This is a genomic window from Rhodobacter sp. NSM (assembly GCF_052244495.1).
Taxonomy (GTDB): Bacteria; Pseudomonadota; Alphaproteobacteria; order Rhodobacterales; family Rhodobacteraceae; genus Cereibacter_A.
Genome location: NZ_JBQPXH010000009.1, coordinates 64,158 through 82,299 on the forward strand (window position 1 = coordinate 64,158; position 18,142 = coordinate 82,299).

Here is an 18,142-nt window from a genome sequence, read left to right on the forward strand (position 1 = left end):
TGGAAAGGAAGCGCTGAAGAAGGCTATCGCCGCGCGCGCAACCCCCCACGTCGCGCGGCGGGCGGCCATAGCCGGGGCTCAGGTCTCTATGGTGGTCTTGCGAGCCACACAGGGAGACCCAGCCATGACCAAGGGCAATCCTACGACGGACACCCTCGTTCCGGTAGGCATGGACATTTCCAACAACCGTCATGAGGTGCTGATCGCTGCTCCGGCCAAGACGCGCCGGAGGCGGATGACGGCCGGTCACGATTGGGTTCGAGGGCCAAACCATGGGCTTGACGGCAACTATCACCGAGCCCTGATCTTCGCCCTCGGCGCAGCCGGTTTCGACTTGAAGCTCTTCTCCTCCGTTGCGCTCGCGCGGACCCGGGAGGCGTTTCACAACAGCGGGGACAGCCGCCGGGACCGAAGCTGCGGTGCTGCCGCGTAAGCCCGGAGGCGACCCTAAGGATGCGCAGGTCATCCTGCACATGCTGGAAATCGGCGCGGCACAGATCTTTCACGATCCTCTGGTGGCTGGCACCAGCGACAACGCAACGCCATTGAGGCGCGCGCCGCCGATCTTCTCGACGACCACCAGGACTACCAGCTCCTGCGCCCAGGCCTCGGCCCGGTCAACGCGCTCGCAGCTCTGGCCGAGACCGGCGACCTGCGCCGTTCTCGCCATCACCGTCAGTTCCTGAAGTTCTGCGCATGGACCTCTCCACCCTGCAGACCGGTCAGTTCCGCGGCAGGAGCAGGATATCGAAGGATGGCAACGCCCGTCTCCGCCGCACGCTCTGGATCGCTGGACAGGCCGCCGTGCTGAAGCCCGCCAACAGCTTCCGCGACAAGTTCGAACGCACCATCGCGCAGGATCGCCGCAACCCCGATCTGTGCCGCAAGGCCTGCACCGCCATCGCCGCGAAGATGGCCCGCACCATTCACGCCGTGATCAAGTCCGGCGAACCCTGTCGCCCCTTCTTTGAGGGGGTGAGCCCAGGCGGAAGGACCTCTCTCAGACAGAGCCGTGGAGGCGTCTGACGCGACCTCGTGGATAATGTTCGGGCCTTCCGCCTGGAATTCGGATCTCGTCTTGAGGACGGCGAGGGCGGCACTGTGGCCGACCCTGTATTTGCTATGGAAGAGACCACTTCTTGACGGCGGAGCCCGCGTGGGCAACCAATCTTCAGGCATCCGGTCGCTCGGATGTCCCGTGATCTGATGCCTCAAGCGGCAATTCGCTCCCGATATAGGACGTTGTCCGACACGATCACCCCGGGCTTCCCGCGCCGCTCGATCAACGATGTCAGCGCGCACGCCGGAGGCGCTCCTTCGGACGACATCTCGTAACACTGGGTGCCGCCTTAGCTCGTAGAACTGGGTGTCGCTTGACACTTGCACGGCGGGCTGACGATCCTGCGGGACGGGCGGCCGGCCCCGGTGCCTCTCTCCGCTACCAGCATCGCGGTCTCGATCGGCCCCGGCCATGCGCCGATCTCAACCTCGCGCCGCTTCGTCAACCGCGAGGACCGCCTGATCGAGGCCATCCTCACCCTGCCGGTAGCGTTCGACGCGGTGGTGACCGGACTTCTTGCGCGGGTTGACGGGCGCGAACCGGTGGCCGCGGCCCTGTAGCGCGACGCACCTGCGAGGCGGCCAGTTACCCTGTCAACCGGCCGATTTTCGGCGATCGCAGACTGCGCCGGATCAACGATCCTCCGGCCGCGGAGCTACCCGGTCAGGGCGAACTCGGGGCCAGCACTGCGGTGGTTGCCGTGGCAAGGGCGGTCGTCGGCAGGTCTAGGATCTCGCGCGCCTGCTGCCAGCTTGCCACGGGGCGTTCATGCTTCTCGCAAAGCTGCACCACACGGCGGACCAGAGCCGCGTTGGACGGCGCGAGCCGGTCCTTGTCGAGCCGCACGTTGTCCTCGAGGCCGGTGCGGGCATGACCGCCTGCGGCGACCGCCCATTCGTTGAGGACGATCTGGTTGGCGCCGATGCCCGCCGCACACCACGGCGCATCCGGGCCGAACAGCCGGCGGACCGTGTGGATGTAGAAATCGAAGACCTCGCGGTCGACCGGCATCGCGTTCTTCACCCCCATCACGAACTGCACGTAGGGCGTCGCGCGGATCCGGCCGTCGCGGTGCATCCGCTCCGCCTGGAAGATGTGGCTGAGGTCGAAGGCCTCGATCTCGGGCTTCACGTCGTACCGGATCATCTCGGCGGCCAGCCAGTCGACCAGATCGGGCGGGTTCTCGTAGACGCGGGTCGGGAAGTTGTTCGACCCCACCGAGAGCGACGCCATGTCGGGGCAAAGCGGCAGCATCGCGCCCCGCTCCCGCCCCGCGCCGGATCGCCCGCCGGTGGAAAGCTGGACGATCATGCCGGGGCAATGCCGCTCGATTCCCTCCTTCAGCCGCGCGAACCGCTCGGGGTCGCTGGTGGCCCTGCCCTCGTCGTCGCGCACATGGCAATGGACGATGGATGCGCCGGCCTCGAAGGCTTCCTGCGTCGAGTCGATCTGCTCGGAGATCGTGACGGGAACAGCCGGGTTGTTGGCCTTGGTCGGAAGCGAGCCCGTGATGGCCACGCAGATGATGCAGGGTGTCATGTCGTACTCCCGAAATCGGTGCTCTGAAGGGCGGGCCGCCGACGCCCCTGCGATGCAGGCTCGGCGGCCCTGAGGAAATCCCGCAGCACGGCGTTGAATGCGTCTGCGGATTCGAGGTTCACGATATGCCTCCCCGGCAGCGCGAGATGGCGCCCGTCCTGAACGGCAAGCGCGATCGCCTCGAGGTCGGCGGGCGGACAGACCGGATCGTCCTCGCCGGAGATCGCCAGAAGCGGGGTCGCGATCCGGGCAAGGCGGTCCCGCAGATCCGCCCCGGCCAGAGCGGCGCAGCACCCCGCATATCCGTCGACCGAGGTCGCCGCGAAACTGGCGAGGTTCGTGGCCACCGCGTCGGGTCGGGCCGCGCGAAACGCCGGGGTGAACCAGCGTTCCGCCGTCGCGGGAACAAGGTCTTGCAGGCCGTCCGCTTTCACGTCGGCAATGCGGCCATTCCATCCGGCCGGGGTTCCGATCCGGGCCGCGGTGGCGCAGACCACGACGCGCTCCAGCCGGTCGGCCGCGTGGATGGCCAGCCATTGCGCGGTCAGTCCGCCGATGGAGAGGCCGCAGAAATGCGCCCGCGCGATGCCAAGCGCGTCCATCAGCGCGATCACGTCCCCGCCAAGATCGGCAAGGCTGTAGGGCGGCGTCGGTGTGCCCGACCGCCCATGCCCGCGGCGGTCATAGCGCAGGATGCGGAAGTCCCTTTCCAGATCGGCGATCTGCGCGTCCCACATGTGCAGCTCGGTGCCGAGCGAGTTGCAGAAGACCAGCCACGGCCCGGCCGTGGCGGCCCCGTCGATGCGGTAATGCAGGCGGTGGGTCGGAAGGTGCAGATCGGGCATGACAGTCCCTTTCAGGGGAGCGGCGGGCGGCAGGGCCGCGCGCCGTCCGATCGGTCTCGATCAGGTGGCGGCAAGCTGCGCGGCGGCTTGAGGGCGGCCGCTGCTGAGGGCGAAGACCAGCATCGCGAGGGTCGAGACGACCGCCGGGATGGCGAAGAGCAGGAAGTTCTGGCCCAGCGGAAGGCCTTGCGCCAGCAGAACGCCCCCCAGCGTCGGGCCGACGATCGCGCCGATCCGCCCCACGCCCGAGGCCCACCCGAGCCCGGTCGAGCGCACCGACAGGTCGTAAAGCTGCGCCACGCTCGCATAGAGCAGGATCTGCGTGCCGATGGTCGTGGCGCCGGCGACGAAGACCAGCGCGAACAGCATCCCCGGCGCCGGGTTCGCCCCGATCAGCGCGATTGCCACCGCGGCCGCCGCGAAGAAGCCGATGACGACGCGGGGCAGCCCGAAGCGGTCCCCCAGCCGGCCGCCGAGGATCGCGCCCGCCATGCCGCCGAAGTTCAGCGAGAACAGCGACAGAAGGCTCGCCCGCTCGGCATAGCCCGCCTCCTGCAGCACCTTGGGCAGCCACGAGGACAGCAGGTAGACGAGCAGCAGAGAGCAGAAGAACGACAGCCACAGCATCAGCGTGCGCAGCGTGCGGCCGTGCCGGAACAGCTCCGCGACGGAGGCCGAGGTGCCCCCGGTTTCGGGAAAGACCAGCCGGTCGTTGGCCGCCAGCGGCGTGGGGCTGATCCGGGCGAAGACGCGCTTCGCCTCGTCCTGCCTGCCCTGCCGGATCAGGAAGCCCAGCGATTCCGGCAGTTTCCACAGGATCAGCGGCAACAGGGCCAAGGGCAGTGCTGCGAGGAAGAACATCGGCTGCCAGCCGAAGGCGGGGATGATCCCGATGCCGAGACCCGCCGCGACCATGCCGCCGACCGAATAGCCCGAGAACATCAGCGCCACCATCGTGCCGCGCAGGCGCTTCGGCGCGTATTCGTTCATCAGCGCCACGGCATTCGGCATCAGCCCGCCGCAGCCCAGCCCGGCGATGAAGCGGAAGATCTTGAACTGCTCGGGCGAGGTGGCGAAGCCCGTCAGCAGGGTCGCCGTGGTGAACAGCACGAAGCTGATCGCCACGCCCTTCTTGCGGCCGATCCGGTCGGCCAGCGGCCCGAGGATCAGCGCCCCGAACATCATCCCGAAGAGCGCCCAGGCCTGCAGCGCGCCCGCCTGCGGCTTGGTCAGGCCCCATTCCGCGATCAGCTTCGGCAGCACCGTTCCGGCCACGAACACGTCGTAGCCGTCGACCACCAGCAGCGTGCCGCAGAGGCCCACCACCATCCATTGGAACCGTCCGAACGGGCCATTGTCTATCGCCTCGCTCACGTCGATCGTGCGCATGTCTTTCTCCTCCCGATTGTTTCGATTGATTGGGCGGGTGTCAGCCCGCGTCGCTCCGGCGGGTGTCAGCCGGTATCGCCTCCGGCGGGTGTCAGCCGGTGTCGCCTCCGGCGACGGGCAGAACGGTTGCGGTGATGTAGGAGGCCTCGTCCGAGGCCAGGAACAGGATCGGCGCCGCCTGCTCCTCGATGGTGCCGTAGCGTTTCATCAGGGCCGACTGCTTCACCTGATCGACCACCTCGGCCATCCACTGCCGCTCGGCCTCGGTGTCGCCGTCCGCATTGCGGGCCACCCGGCGCGGCGGCGCCTCGGTGCCGCCGGGGGCGGTGGCCACCACGCGGATGTTGTGGGGCGCCATCTCCATCGCCAGCGACTGCGTGATGGCGTTGACGCCCCCCTTGGCCGCCGAATAGGGCACGCGGTGAATGCCGCGCGTGGCGTTCGAGGACACGTTGACGATGGTGCCGCCGCCGCGAGCCCGCAGATGCGGCAGGACGGCGTGGCAACAGTAGAGCGTGGGCATCAGCGAGCGGCGGATCTCGGCGTCGATCTGGGCCGGCTCGAACTCGGCGAAGGGCCGCATCCGGATCGCGCCGCCGACATTGTTGATCAGGATGTCGATGCCGCCGAAGGTCTCGACGGCCCGACGCATGGCGGCATCGGCGCCGTCCCATGTTTCGAGGTCGGCGTTGCAGGCGACGGCATTCGGACCGGCTTCCGCCGCGACCTCGGTTACGAAATCGGCCCGATCGACGAAGAGGACCTTGCCGCCCTCGGCCGCCGCCCGCAGGGCCACGGCGCGGCCGATGCCCTGCGCGGCACCCGTCACCACCAGAACCTTGCCGGCAAAGCGCCCGGAGAAAACGGCGCCGGTCATGCGATGGCCTTCAGGGGAGCGTTGGGGGTGAACTTCTCGTAGTGGAAGCTCGCAGGCTCGATGCCGGTCTTGTCCAGATGGCGGCGGACGGCATCGACCATCGGCGGGGGACCGCAGAGATAGATGTCCACCTCTCCGGTGGCGAGCATGTCCCCGGGCATGTGCTGCGTGACCCAGCCCTTGCGCGGGTGGTTCGAGGTCTCCTCGGCCACCACGGTGGCGAAGGTGAAGTTCGGCAGGCGCCGCGCATAGGCCGCGATCCGGTCCACGAGCACCAGGTCCAGATCGCGCGTCACGCCATAGATCAGGTGGATCTGGCGGCGCGAGCCCGCTTGGGCGAGGACTTCCAGCATGGACAGGAAGGGCGCAAGGCCGGTGCCGCCGGCAAGGAACAGGAGCGGCCCGTTGCCGTCGCGCAGGTAGAAGCTGCCCATCGGCCCGGTCAGCGTCAGCCGGTCGCCCGGCTTGGCACGGTCCAGCCAGCTTCCCATCAAGCCGCCGGGGATCTTCTTGATCAAGAAGGACAGGGCGCGCTCGCCGGGGGCCGAGCTGAACGAATAGGACCGATGCCCCCCGCTGCCCGGCACGTCGATGTTGACGTATTGCCCGGGCAGGAAGGCCGGCGCCTCTGCTGCTTCATCGGTGGCCAGTTCCAGCACCACCGCCGCGTCGTGATGCGGCTCGATCCGGGTGACGGTGGCGGCGAAGGACTGCTGGCCCGTCTTGCAGGCGAGCGACGTGGTCGGAACCGACAGCACGCAATCCGAGGACGGCACCATCTGGCAGGTCAGCACCAGCCCCCCGGCCGCCTCGTCACAGGTCAGGGCGTCGTCGATGTAATCCTCGCCCAGCTCATAGGCACCGCTTTCCGCGCGGCATTTGCAGGTGCCGCAGACGCCGTCCGAGCAGTCCATCGGCAGGTTGATCCTGTTGCGGAAGGCGGCGTCGAGAACCTTCTCGCCGGGCTTGCAATCGACGAACCGGGTCACCCCGTCCTCGAAATTCAGTGCGATCCGATAGCACATGGTCGCTTCCTCCTTGCGGTTGTGCCGAGGGGGGAGGTCAGACGTGATAGACGTCGATGACCTGGCGGATGTAGTCGTTCTTCAGGACGATCTTCTTGGCCGAGATCAGCAGGCCGGCGCCGTCCCGGCGCAGGGTGACGAACATGGTTCCGAAGAACTGGTCGGTGACCTGATAGCGGTGGTTCAGCGTGTGGAAGTTGTAGCGGACGTCCAACTCCGACCCGCGATCCGCGACCACCTCGACGTTCGAGACCGTGTGGCTGGTGCGGGGTTCGGGTGTGGACGCGCCCGATCGTTCCGTCTTGATGCGGAACACCCGGTCCTCGAGCCCCTCGCGGCTGGGATAGTACATCAGCGAGATCTCGGACTGCGGGTCTTCGGTGGTCTGGTCGTTGTCGTCCCAGGCCGGCATCCAGTAGGAGGCATCCGGCGCGTAGCAGGTAAGCCACTCGTCCCACTGCCGGTCGTCCAGCAGGCGTGCCTCGCGGTAGAGGAAGGCGCAGATGGCGGTGTAGTCGAGGCGGGTCGCGGTGACGCCGTGATCGAGGCTCATGCGGCTTCTCCCGTGCTGGTGCCTGCCTTTTCCGCGGCCAGCGCCCCGCGCATGACGCGCGCCCAGTGGTCGTGCTGGCAGACGAACAGCCCCTCGTCCTCGCTGCGCTCGCCCGAGATCAGCGGATTGAGGCCCATGCGCCGGGCGTTCTCGTCCGGTCCCTCGACCCACAGCGGCGCGCCGCGCGACATGTCGTTCCACAGGGCCACGCTGCCCTTGTAGGCGGTCTGGCAGGCGCGGAATTCCTCGAGATCGTCCGAGGTGCCCATGCCCGAGACGTTGAAGAAATCCTCATACTGGCGGATGCGGTTGGTGCGGTCCTCGGCGGATTCGTTCTTCGGGGCGAAGCAGAAGATGGTCACTTCGGTCCGGTCCACGGACAGCGGACGGACCACCCGGATCTGGGTGCTGAACTGGTCCATCAGGAACACGTTCGGGTAAAGGCACAGGTTGCGGGTCTGGTTGACGATGAAGCCCGCCTTCTCCTCGCCCAGCCGCGCCACGAGATCGTCGCGGCGGTTCCAGACCGGGCGCACCTCGGGGTTCCTCGTGTTGGTCCACAAGAGGATATGGCCGTTCTCGAAGCCATAGACGCCTGCGACAGACTTGCTCCAGCTGTTGGCATCGACCGCCTTGGTGCCGGTCTCGCTGCGCCGCTCCATGGTGGTGGCATAGTTCCAGTGGACGGAGCTCACGTGATAGCCGTCGCAGCCGTTCTCCATCTGCAGCTTCCAGTTGCCGTCGTAGATGTAGGAGGAGTTGCCGCGCAGCACCTCCAGCCCCTCGGGCGCCTGATCGACGATCTGGTCGATGATGACCTTCGTCTCGCCCAGAAAGTCCTCGAGCGGGGCCACGTCGGGGTTCAGGCTGCCGAAGAGAAAGCCGCGATAGTTCTCGAAGCGTGCCACGCGCGTCAGGTCGTGCGAGCCGTCCTTGTTGAACTGGTCCGGGTACTGGGTGGTCTTCGCGTCCTTGACCTTCAGGAGCTTCCCAGTGTTCGAGAAGGTCCAGCCGTGGAACGGGCAGGTGAAGCTGCCCTTGTTGCCCTGCTTGCGGCGGCAGAGCATGGCGCCCTTGTGGGCGCAGGCGTTGATGACGGCGTTGAGCGATCCGGCCTTGTCGCGGGTGATGACGATCGGCTGCCGGCCGATCCAGGTGGTGTAGTAGTCATTGACCGCCGGGATCTGGCTTTCATGCGCCAGATAGACCCAGTTGCCTTCGAAGATGTGCTTCATCTCCAGCTCGAACAGATCCTCGTTCGTGAAGATGTCGCGGCGGCAGCGGTAGAGACCGGCTTCGGCGTCGTCCTGAACGGCAACGGCCAGAAGGTGATCCAGATCGCGTGCCTTCTCGATGATCGCGGACATGAGTTCTCCTTTCAGGGGATGCGCCCTTGGCGCCGGGCCCCTGCCAGATGTCGGTGATGAACGGGTGGGTTCGGGTGAGGGCGGCCTTTTCGGCCGCCGTGCCGCTCGCGGTCAGGCCGCCGCGCGGCGGCGCTGTTCGTTGATCTGGTTGTCGATGCCATCGACCAGCGCGGTCAGGTGGATGTCGAAGCCGATCTCGGCGAAGGGGCCGTTGAGGCCGTTGGCGTGGATGCTCTCCTCGTCCGTCCGCTCGATGACGTGCGGCACGAGGCCCTCGCGGGTGGCATAGGCGAAGTCGTCGTCGATCAGCGGATCACCCTCGATGTTGATCTGGGTGGTGAGCTTCCGGTGGCCCCCGGCGCTGACGAAGAAGTGGATATGCGCCGGGCGCTGGCCGTGGCGGCCGAGGGCACTCAGCAGCTTCTCGGTCGGGCTTCCCGGCGGCACGCCATAGCCCGAGGGCAGGATGCTCTGGAACCGGTAGCGGCCCTGATCGTCGGTGACGATCGTGCGGCGCATGTTGAAGGGCGCCTGCTTGCCCGTGGGATCGAAGTGCGAATAGAAGCCGCGGGTGTCGCAGTGCCAGACCTCGACCTTGGCGCCGGGCATCGGCTTGCCGTCCGAGCCGTGGACCACGCCATGCATGATCAGCGTATGGCCGTCGGCGTCGGTGCCGTCGTCCAGCCGCGCGAAGCCCACCGATTCCGGCGCGCCGGCAACGTAGAGCGGCCCTTCGATGGTGCGGGGCGTCGGGTTCTCGATCCCGAGCGAGGCGTCGATGGCATCGAGGCGCTCGTCGATGAAGTGGTCGATCCCCAGCCCGGGCGAGATCAGCCCTGCCTGACCCGCGGCGCCGAGGTCGTTCAACCAGGCCACGCCCATCCAGTATTCGTCGGGGGTGATGTCCAGCTCGTCGATGGCGCGGAACAGGTCGGACATCAGCCGGTGGACGATCCGCTTCATGCGCGGGTTGCCCGAGTTGTTGTTCAGGCCGCTGAGTTCCTTCAGGAACTCCTGCACGTCGGGACGGTCGAAAATCGTGACGGTCATGGTCTTCTCCTCCTGGGTTCGCATTGAGACATGCCCGGCCTCCTCCGGCCGGGCCGGGGTGGGGTCAGGTGTCGTCGTCCCTGATCGCGGACGGATGGCGCAGAAGCGGGGTGACCTTGATGTCCATGAACGGGAACAGCGGCAGCGCCGAGAGCAGCTCGTGCAGCTCCGTGGTGTCGCGCACGTCGAAGATGCTGACGTTGGCGTACTGCCCGGCGATCCGCCAGATGTGGCGCCACTTGCCCTGATGCTGCAGATCCTGCGCATAGGCCTTCTCGCGTGCGAGGATATCGGCCCGTTCGTCGGCGGGCAGGTCTCGCGGGATCTTCACGTCCATGGTGACATGAAACAGCATGGTCATCCCCTTCCGCCGGGCAGGCTGATGGTCCGGCGCAGGCCGCCGCGGGCGAAGAAGGCCACGCGATCCTCGTCCAGCGTCACGCCGAGGCCGGGGCCCGCGGGCACCGTCAGCTCGAAGTCGCTGTAATCGAGCGGCTCGGTCAGGATCTCCTCGGTCAGAAGCAGGGGTCCGAACAGCTCGGTGCCCCATTGCAGGTTGGCGAAGGTCGCGAAGGCATGGGCCGAGATCACCGTGCCCACCGCGCCTTCCAGCATGGTGCCGCCGTAGAGCCCGATCCCGGCCGCATCGGCGATAGCGGCCACGCGCAGGGCGTTGAAGGCGCCGCCGCTCTGTTCCAGCTTCACCGCGAACACGTCGGCCCCCTGCACGCGGGCGATCTCGAAGGCGCTTTCCGGGCCGGTCAGCGATTCATCGGCCATCAGCGCCACCGGGAAGCGCCGCACCAGCCGGCTCAGCGCGGCGGCGGAGGCCACCGGCTGCTCGACCAGTTCGCAGTCCGCATCGGCAAGGGCGGCCATCCCGAGCGCAGCCTCGCCCTCGGACCAGGCCATGTTTACGTCAACGCGCACCGCCGCGCGGTCGCCCAGGGCAGTCTTGATCGCGGCCACATGGGCAATGTCCTCGCGAAGGCCGCGCGCCCCGATCTTCAGCTTGAAGACCTTGTGGCGGCGCAGGTCCAGCATCCGTTCGGCTTCCGCGATGTCGCGCGCCGTGTCGCCCGAGGCCAGCGTCCAGGCCACCGGCAGCCGGTCGCGCCGGCGGCCCCCCAGCAACTCGCTGACCGGCAGGCCAAGCCGCTTGCCGTGGGCGTCCAGAAGCGCCGTCTCGACCGCGGATTTGGCGAAGCGGTTGTCCTTCACCATCCGGCCGATGCGCGCCATCAGCGCCTGCACCCGCGTCGCATCCTGGCCGAGCATCACCGGCGCGACCCAGGTGTCGACGTTGGTCTTCATGCTTTCGGGACTTTCCCCGCCATAGGCGAGGCCGCCGATGGTCGTGCCCTCGCCGATGCCGACGATGCCATCGCTGCAATGGATGCGAACGAGCATGAGAACCTGCCCGTCCATGGTCGCCACCGACAACTTGTGCGGCCGGATGGTGGGAAGATCGACGATCACCGTCTCGACCCGTGTGACGATGGGTCCGGCTGTCTCGGCGGGATGGTGGGTGCGGGGGGCGAATGACTGGTTCATGAGGAAACCATGCCAGCGCAACCGGCCCTCCGTCCAAGACCGTTTGCATTTGCTACGATACCTTGAAGGTATTATGTCTTGGAGCGGCCCTTGTTTCACCGAGGTGCCGCCCCGCATCATGCGGAAAACAGCGGCATCGCAGCCCGCTGACAAGGGAGGGCCCGGGATGGACCTGCGCCAGTTGCGCTATTTCGCAGCCGTCGCGCGCGAGCGGAACTTCACCCGCGCGGCCGAGATCCTGCACATCGCGCAGCCCCCGCTCAGCCGTCAGATCCAGTTGCTGGAAGAGGAGCTTGGCGTCACGCTGATCGTGCGCAAGAGCCGCCCGCTGAAGCTGACCGATGCGGGGCGCCTCTTTCACGAGCAGGCCCTGCAGGTGCTGGGCCGGGTCGACCAGATGAAGGATGCGACGCGCCGTGTCGGCCTGAACCGCAACAGGGTGCTGTCCATCGGCTTCGTTGCCTCGACCCTTTACGGGGGCCTGCCCTCGCTGGTCCGGAAGCTGCGCCAGAGCGCGCCGGAACTCGACATACAGCTGCTCGAGATGCTGTCGATCCAGCAGGTTGCGGCGCTGAAGGAAGGGCGGATCGACCTGGGCTTCGGCCGCCTGAAGCACGGCGACCCGAACATCTCGAGCACCGTCCTGCGCGAGGAGCGGCTGGTCGCCGCGCTGCCACAGGAGACCGCCCTCGCCCGCGACAGCGGTCCGATGCCGCTGGCCCTCCTGTCCGGCCAGAAGCTGATCGTCTATCCGAAGGAGCCGCGCCCCAGCTTTGCCGACCAGATCCTGAACCTTTTGCAGGACGAGGCCGTGCGCCCTTCCGAGGTGCTGGAAGTGCGCGAGATCCAGACCGCGCTTGGTCTGGTCGCGGCGGAGTCCGGGATCTGCATCATCCCGGCCTCGGCACGACAGATGCGGTCGGACGTGCTCTATCGGTTGATCGACGGCCCGCGCGCGCTGTCTCCGGTCATCCTCAACCACCGCGAAGGCGACGTCTCGCGTTACATCGGACTGGTCAAGCGCCTGATCGGCGACATGTACGCCGAGAACCCGGCCTGGCTCGAGGCCAGCAACTTTGGCTGCTCGGCCGCAAAGGTGTTCAAGGCGGAGACCGCAGAGGACTGACCAGGCAGGATGAGGAAGAGCGGGAGGTCAGTCTCTCGGTGCTTCGCATCAGCCGTCTGCCGGTCAGCCTCGGCCGGGGCTGACCGGCTCCGTCCGGCACTCCCGCCACACCGCCGCGGCAGGCCGTATGCGTCGCGGCGGAGCCCGCCTCCATTGATCGACAGTCGCAGCCGGGGGCCTCTCGGTCACGCACAGATGCAGGACTTTGCGCACCCTTTCCCGGTTTTTCCGTCACTGCGGCATCCGACCGCCGGGCAAACTGCCGTCTCCGGGACGTTGACGATGGACCGTTTGCTCTTTCGACCAGACAGCACAAGCCGTGCCTCAGGGTGCGCCGCCGCCCGCCGCGTCTTTCTGGCCGGGATCCGGGCTGGGAATACCCGCGACCTCGGCGATGCGGCTGGCATATTCGGAAGAACTGACCCAGTCGAGGACACGGGCCAGGCTCGCGTTCAGGATCGCCACCTCCTCGGTCGGAAGCGGGGCGAGGAGGAGCGCCTCCAGCCGATCGGACAGGACATCTGACCGCGCGCGGACCATCTGCCCCCGCTCCGTCACGAAGAGCCGGAACTTTCGTGCGTCCTCTCGCGCGTTCTCGCGGTGGATCAGCTCCAGCGACAGCAGCTTCTGCAGCATCCGCGAGATCTTCGTCCGCTCGACCGCGATTCGCTGGCTGATCTCGACGAAGCTCGTGCCGGGGTCGTCGCCGATCATCCGAAGCAGACGCACCTCAAGGATCGTGAGGCCCGTTTCGCGCACGAACAGGTCGTCGTTCGACGCGATGGCGCGGTGGGCGATGGCGTCGAGCCGGTAGGTGAAGCGTTCCGTCGCGTGCGTGGGGGGCATGGCGGGTCCTGATGGCAGAGGATCATGAGTAAGAACTAACCGAATGATATCATGATGCAATAGTGGGTTCATGCAATTTGTGCCATCCGTCACTCAAGCTCGCACCGCACGGTCTCCAAGCAGTCATCTCACGGTCTTGAGCGGCGCCTTTCAGTTGCTTTTCGCAATAGTTGCATTTTGATATCAATCAATGAATCCCCGGGCTGGATCTGGCAGGGTTGGATCACGACCCGAAGCATCCGCAGGTTCATCCTGTCCTCCGTCCTTCCGGCATCATGTCCCCCGGACGCTTCGTGGAACGCATTTCAGCAATTGGGGAAGCATGATGAGTAACTCTTCCACACCCGCCTACAGGGGCACGGACCGCCTGCTGTACGGCATCATCCTGGGGGTCTTGGCCTTCTGGCTGTTCGCCCAGACCACGCTCAACATCGCGCCGAAGATGGCCGAGGACCTGGGCATCGAGCAGAGCCTGATGAACATCGCGGTCTCGATCACCGCCCTGTTCTCGGGGATCTTCATCGTCGTGGTCGGCGGCCTCGCCGACAGGCTCGGCCGCGTCCGGGTCGTGCTCTGGGGCTTCGCACTGTCGATCATCGGATCACTTCTGGTCGGCCTCGCCCCCTCGGGCGCGCTTGGTTCGACCTTCCTGACGGCGGGCCGGATCTTTCAGGGCCTGTCAGCCGCCTTTGTCATGCCGGCGAGCCTCGCGCTGGTGAAGACCTACTGGGACGGCGCCGGACGCCAGCGCGCGATCAGCCTGTGGTCGATGGGCTCGTGGGGCGGTTCGGGCTTTGCCGCGCTCTTCGGCGGGCTCATGGCCTCGAACGTCGGCTGGCGCTACATCTTCATCATTTCGGCGATCGTGTCGCTGATCGGCTTCTTCATGGTGCGCGGCACCCCCGAGAGCAAGGCCGAGACCAAGGGCGGCTACAAGCTCGACGTGCTGGGCATCGGCTCGTTCCTGGTCGCGATGGTCGCACTTCAGGTCGTGGCGACTCAGGCCAGCAAGATGGGCTGGACCAGCCCGGTTACGCTGGGCCTGGCGGCGGCGGCCGTGGTCTTCGGCATCGTCTTCTTCCGCACCGAGAGCGGCAACCCGCAGGCCTTCGTCAACTTCCGCCTGTTCGACAAGCGCATCTACACCGGCGCCACGATCTCGAACTTCCTGCTGAACGGCATCGCGGGTGCGATCATCGTCTCGATGCTGCTGCTTCAGCTGGGCGGCGCGATGACCGCGCAGGCAGCGGGCCTGCTGACGCTTGGCTACGCGATCACCATCGTGGCCTTCATCCGCGTCGGTGAAAAGCTGCTGCAGCGGTTCGGCGCGCGCAAGCCGATGATCTGGGGCTGCCTGATCGCCGGACTGTCCATCCTGCTCTTGATGCCGACGAACATCATGCTCGGCGACTACGAGATCCTCGTCGTGATCTCCTACATCCTGCTGGGCCTGGGCCTTGCGTTCTACGCCACGCCGTCGACCGACGCCGCGCTGTCGAACCTTCCGGCCGAACAGGCGGGTGCAGGCGCGGGCATCTACAAGATGGCCTCGTCGCTGGGCGGCTCGTTCGGCGTGGCGCTGTCAGCCGCCATCTTCACCGCCCTGAAGGCGGACACCGGCGGCATCAGCTGGCTCGAGGGCGTGATTACCTTCGTCGGACGCCAGGACAACCTCGCCATCCGCGAGGCGGCGATGATCGCGCTCGGCTTCAACCTGCTGATGGTGATCGCCACGATCCTGACGATCCTGCTGACCGTCCCCGCCGCGCGCAAGGCGCCTGCTTACGCCTGACCGCAGGCCGCGCGCCCTGTCCGGCGCGCGCCCCCTTTCCCTCCTGGAACAGGAAATCCGACATGAACGCCATCGTGAAGCACCTCGACCGGACGGCCTTGTCCGAATGGTTCGAACATCTGCACCGCCACCCCGAACTGTCCACGCAAGAGGAAAGCACCGCGGACTTCATCGCCGACAAACTGCGCGGCTGGGGCTATGAGGTGGAAACCGGCATTGGCCAGCACGGCATCGTCGCCTCGCTGACCGTGGGTGACAGCCGGAAGGCAATCGGCCTTCGCGCCGACTTCGACGCGCTGCCGATCCAGGAGGTCAACGACCTTTCCTACCGAAGCACCATTCCCGGCGTGGCCCACCTCTGCGGCCACGACGGCCATGCGGCAATGCTTCTTGGCGCGGCGCAGCATCTGGCCCGCACCCGCGCATTCAACGGCACCGTGCGGCTGATCTTCCAGCCGGCCGAAGAGACCATGCAGGGCGCGCCCGCCATGATCGCGGACGGGCTTTTCAGCCGCTTCCCGATGGATGCGGTGTTCGGAATGCACAACATGCCCGGCCTGAAGCGCGGCGAGTTCTATTTCGCCGATGGCGAGATGATGGCCGCGGTGGACAACTGGGAGATCGAATTGACCGGCAAGGGCGGCCACGGCTCGATGCCGGAACTCGCGATCGATCCGGTGGTGGCGGGCGCCTCGTTGGTCACGGCGCTGCAGACCATCATGGCGCGCAACGTGGCGCCGCAGCATAGGGCGGTGGTGACGGTTGGCGCGTTCCTGTCGGGCAACGCGGGCAACGTGATCGCCCAGACAGCGACGCTGCGCCTGTCGATCCGCACCACCACGCCGGAAGATTGCGCGCTCGTGCTGGGCAGGGTGCGCTCGATCACCCGAACGCAGGCCGAGTCCTGCGGTTGCAGCTACGAGATCCGCGAGGGCCAGCCGGGCGCCGTCCTCGTGAACGATCCGGCCGAGACTGCCCGCGCCGCCGCCATCGCCCGCTCGGCCTTCGGGGACGCCGCCGTGCATCACCCCGGCCCGACCTACCTCGGCTCCGAGGATTTCGCCTTCATGCTGCAGCAGAAGAAGGGCACCTACTGTCTGATTGGCAATGGAGACACGAAGATGGTCCACCACCCGGAATATGTCTTCGATCAGGCGAACCTGCCGATCGGCGCGGCCTACTGGGTGGCGCTGGTCGAGGGGTGTCTCGCCTGAGGGCTGTGCCAGTCATGACAAAGGCCCGGCGGCGACGCCGGGCCTTTTGCGTTCGTCCCCGGTGCGGGCGCTAATCCACCTCTCCGTGCTCACCGGGGATGCGGCCGGGGCGCGCGCGGTAGACAGGCAGCGACCAATCGAGGCGGATCGCGAGGCTGCGGATGCCGAAGGCGGCGATCAGTCCCGTCGCCATGGCCCAGAGTCGGGGCAGGTCCGCTGCGAGGACAAGAACGAACAGCAGCGCCCCCGCCGCCGAGGCCGACACATAGACCTCCCGCCGCAAGAGTATCGAGGGCTCTTGCCCGAGCGTGTCGCGCAGGATGCCGCCCACCGCCGCTGTAATGACGCCCATCACCACCGCAACGAGCGGGCCCGCCCCCGCATCGAGGCCCTTGGCCGTACCCGCGATGGTGACCAGCGCCATCCCGAACGCGTCGAGATAGAGCAGCAACCGGTAGCGCGAATGGACGAGGTGGGCGGAAAAATGCACCAACGCCGCCGCCGCAAGGCAGAGCGCGACCGGCAACGGGTTCACCACCCAGAACACCGGGACACCCAAGAGCAGGTCACGCAGCGTACCACCGCCCACGCCTGTCACCATCCCGAGCCAGAGAAAGCCCACGATGTCCATCTGCTTGCGCGAGGCGACCAGCGCTCCGGTGATGGCGAAGACGACCGCCGACGCGAGGTCGAGCACGGCCAGTACGGGAAGAACGGGCTCCATGTCGGTCAAGGCGGCGCTCCAGGGTCAAGACAAGGGAACAATGGGTCGGCTCGCGCCAATAAAGCTATAGTAAAATCAAAATGCAACTATATTGCAATCACCTCAGCTGACACAGCCAATCAATAAACAAACAAACTTCATCTTATCGCCGGATACTGCTGGATGAAACTGCAAGAATATTTCATTACGCATCTAGATGGGCCGGAACAGCACGTGGAGTGATCGATGCGCCAAGTGGCGCTGAACCCGTTCGAACCCTCTCGCCAGCGGCAGAGCCAAGGAGGGCGGCGAAGATCACCTGACGCAAGGCGTCCTGTTCCCGCCACGGCACGACAGATGACGCCCGGTGTCACCACAACCTGATTATCGGTCGACGCTATTGATATTCGCTGACTGCTGATCCCCAACCCGCCTCGGGCGCAGCTTTCGCCGCCAGAGGAACCCGGGCTGATGATCGGGACGATGACAGGCGACGGGCGTGCCATCGGCCATTCCGGCGTGGGCCACGACTCGGTTTCGGCGCTCTAGGCCTTTCCGGCGGCTCTGTTGTACAAAGCCGCTGAAGACGGAGCTACCCCTTTCCCCGGACACACTTGTCCCACGGCCTGCAGAGGGCTTTCCACGAAGCCCGCCGTCTGCCTGAGTGCCATGCCGAACAGCCCTTTCATCGTCAGGCAGGACTGGATCGCAGCGTCGCTGCAGGTGCGCTGCCGGCCCTGATTGCCGGTCGGCCTGGCCTCCCACGTCATCTCGGGATCGAACCAGATCGTCAGCGAGCCCCGGCGCTTGAGCGCTTCGTTACAGGCCCGCCCGTTCCTGCCCTTCCGCTATCATGCTGTACTCACAAGGTGAATCGCCCACGATCTTTGTGAAACTGAGCCCTGCCGCGGCGTCCGGGGCCCCAGGCAGACGGCCGGACGGGCGGCCCGCAGTTCTCCGCGTCGAAGGTGGCTTTGGACCGCGGCGCGGCAACTCATTCAGCGACGTGTACCCGATCCGGGTTTGTGCGACCGCGTGTCACGTGGGATCCGCCGGCAATCCATCCCGGGCGATCAGGATGACGAGATCCTCCACCCGGTCTTCCTCGCTGCCACGGCAAAAGGCGGACGCGATCGGACATCCGGACAGGTCCGGAAAGGGCCCTGTTGCACAAATCGACCGAGGGGATTCATCTCGTGAAT

Annotated in this window: 16 protein-coding genes and 2 pseudogenes; 5 read left to right on the plus strand and 13 right to left on the minus strand. The window is 66.6% G+C overall.

Annotated features, from left to right (window positions below; translation table 11 throughout):
• Nucleotides 1–124 precede the first annotated feature (124 nt).
• Together ACTVZP_RS16415 and ACTVZP_RS16420 are read left to right on the plus strand one after the other, a co-directional pair.
• Nucleotides 125–1,026 (plus strand): annotated as a pseudogene (locus ACTVZP_RS16415) (transposase).
• Between the two features lie 354 nt (nt 1,027–1,380).
• Nucleotides 1,381–1,620: a hypothetical protein gene (locus ACTVZP_RS16420; protein WP_443213239.1), complete on the plus strand. Its 240-nt coding sequence runs from the start codon at nt 1,381–1,383 to the stop codon at nt 1,618–1,620.
• Nucleotides 1,621–1,723: 103 nt separating this feature from the next.
• Here the strand turns inward: ACTVZP_RS16420 and ACTVZP_RS16425 are convergent, their stop codons facing one another.
• The 10 genes from ACTVZP_RS16425 to ACTVZP_RS16470 all read right to left on the minus strand — a co-directional run bounded on the left by ACTVZP_RS16425 (nt 1,724) and on the right by ACTVZP_RS16470 (nt 11,259).
• The gene (locus tag ACTVZP_RS16425; protein WP_443213240.1) at nt 1,724–2,599 is read right to left on the minus strand and encodes a 3-keto-5-aminohexanoate cleavage protein; all 876 of its coding nucleotides are present in this window, start codon (nt 2,597–2,599) and stop codon (nt 1,724–1,726) included.
• Nucleotides 2,596–3,444 (minus strand): 3-oxoadipate enol-lactonase, encoded by an 849-nt coding sequence (pcaD, locus tag ACTVZP_RS16430; RefSeq protein WP_443213241.1) that lies wholly within the window; start codon nt 3,442–3,444, stop codon nt 2,596–2,598. Before pcaD ends, ACTVZP_RS16425 begins: the two co-directional genes overlap by 4 nt.
• 60 nt (nt 3,445–3,504) lie before the next feature.
• Entirely contained in the window at nt 3,505–4,833 is a 1,329-nt protein-coding gene (locus ACTVZP_RS16435; protein ID WP_443213242.1) for an MFS transporter, read from the minus strand.
• 91 nt (nt 4,834–4,924) lie between these two features.
• Nucleotides 4,925–5,710 (minus strand): benzoate diol dehydrogenase BenD, encoded by a 786-nt coding sequence (gene benD, locus ACTVZP_RS16440; protein ID WP_443213243.1) that lies wholly within the window; start codon nt 5,708–5,710, stop codon nt 4,925–4,927.
• Nucleotides 5,707–6,735: a benzoate 1,2-dioxygenase electron transfer component BenC gene (benC, locus tag ACTVZP_RS16445; protein ID WP_443213244.1), complete on the minus strand. Its 1,029-nt coding sequence runs from the start codon at nt 6,733–6,735 to the stop codon at nt 5,707–5,709. The genes benD and benC overlap by 4 nt, the downstream gene beginning before the upstream one ends.
• 37 nt (nt 6,736–6,772) lie before the next feature.
• Nucleotides 6,773–7,288, minus strand: coding sequence for a benzoate 1,2-dioxygenase small subunit (benB, locus tag ACTVZP_RS16450; protein ID WP_443213245.1), 516 nt, complete (start codon nt 7,286–7,288; stop codon nt 6,773–6,775).
• A complete protein-coding gene (locus ACTVZP_RS16455) occupies nt 7,285–8,655 on the minus strand; it encodes a Rieske 2Fe-2S domain-containing protein (RefSeq protein WP_443213246.1) in 1,371 nt (456 codons plus the stop codon). Before ACTVZP_RS16455 ends, benB begins: the two co-directional genes overlap by 4 nt.
• Nucleotides 8,656–8,766: 111 nt before the next feature.
• Nucleotides 8,767–9,705, minus strand: a complete 939-nt coding sequence (gene catA / locus ACTVZP_RS16460; protein WP_443213247.1) for a catechol 1,2-dioxygenase — start codon at nt 9,703–9,705, stop codon at nt 8,767–8,769.
• A gap of 64 nt (nt 9,706–9,769) precedes the next feature.
• On the minus strand, nt 9,770–10,060 hold the full coding sequence (gene catC, locus ACTVZP_RS16465; protein ID WP_443213248.1) for a muconolactone Delta-isomerase: 291 nt from the start codon (nt 10,058–10,060) through the stop codon (nt 9,770–9,772).
• 2 nt (nt 10,061–10,062) lie between these two features.
• Nucleotides 10,063–11,259, minus strand: coding sequence for a muconate/chloromuconate family cycloisomerase (locus ACTVZP_RS16470; RefSeq protein ID WP_443213249.1), 1,197 nt, complete (start codon nt 11,257–11,259; stop codon nt 10,063–10,065).
• A gap of 166 nt (nt 11,260–11,425) precedes the next feature.
• On the opposite strand from ACTVZP_RS16470, the gene ACTVZP_RS16475 reads away from it, so the two are divergent.
• Nucleotides 11,426–12,385, plus strand: a complete 960-nt coding sequence (locus tag ACTVZP_RS16475) for a LysR substrate-binding domain-containing protein (RefSeq protein ID WP_443213250.1) — start codon at nt 11,426–11,428, stop codon at nt 12,383–12,385.
• 324 nt (nt 12,386–12,709) lie between these two features.
• Here ACTVZP_RS16475 and ACTVZP_RS16480 read toward each other — a convergent pair whose 3' ends face one another.
• The gene (locus ACTVZP_RS16480; protein WP_443213251.1) at nt 12,710–13,231 is read right to left on the minus strand and encodes a MarR family winged helix-turn-helix transcriptional regulator; all 522 of its coding nucleotides are present in this window, start codon (nt 13,229–13,231) and stop codon (nt 12,710–12,712) included.
• A gap of 325 nt (nt 13,232–13,556) precedes the next feature.
• On the opposite strand from ACTVZP_RS16480, the gene ACTVZP_RS16485 reads away from it, so the two are divergent.
• Nucleotides 13,557–15,023, plus strand: a complete 1,467-nt coding sequence (locus ACTVZP_RS16485; protein ID WP_443213252.1) for an MFS transporter — start codon at nt 13,557–13,559, stop codon at nt 15,021–15,023.
• Between the two features lie 62 nt (nt 15,024–15,085).
• Complete coding sequence (locus ACTVZP_RS16490) at nt 15,086–16,237, plus strand: amidohydrolase (RefSeq protein WP_443213253.1); 1,152 nt, start codon at nt 15,086–15,088, stop codon at nt 16,235–16,237.
• Between the two features lie 70 nt (nt 16,238–16,307).
• Here the strand turns inward: ACTVZP_RS16490 and ACTVZP_RS16495 are convergent, their stop codons facing one another.
• Complete coding sequence (locus ACTVZP_RS16495; protein WP_443213334.1) at nt 16,308–16,961, minus strand: trimeric intracellular cation channel family protein; 654 nt, start codon at nt 16,959–16,961, stop codon at nt 16,308–16,310.
• Nucleotides 16,962–17,557: 596 nt separating this feature from the next.
• Nucleotides 17,558–17,785, minus strand: a pseudogene (locus ACTVZP_RS16500) (transposase); the annotation flags it as partial.
• Nucleotides 17,786–18,142: the final 357 nt, after the last annotated feature.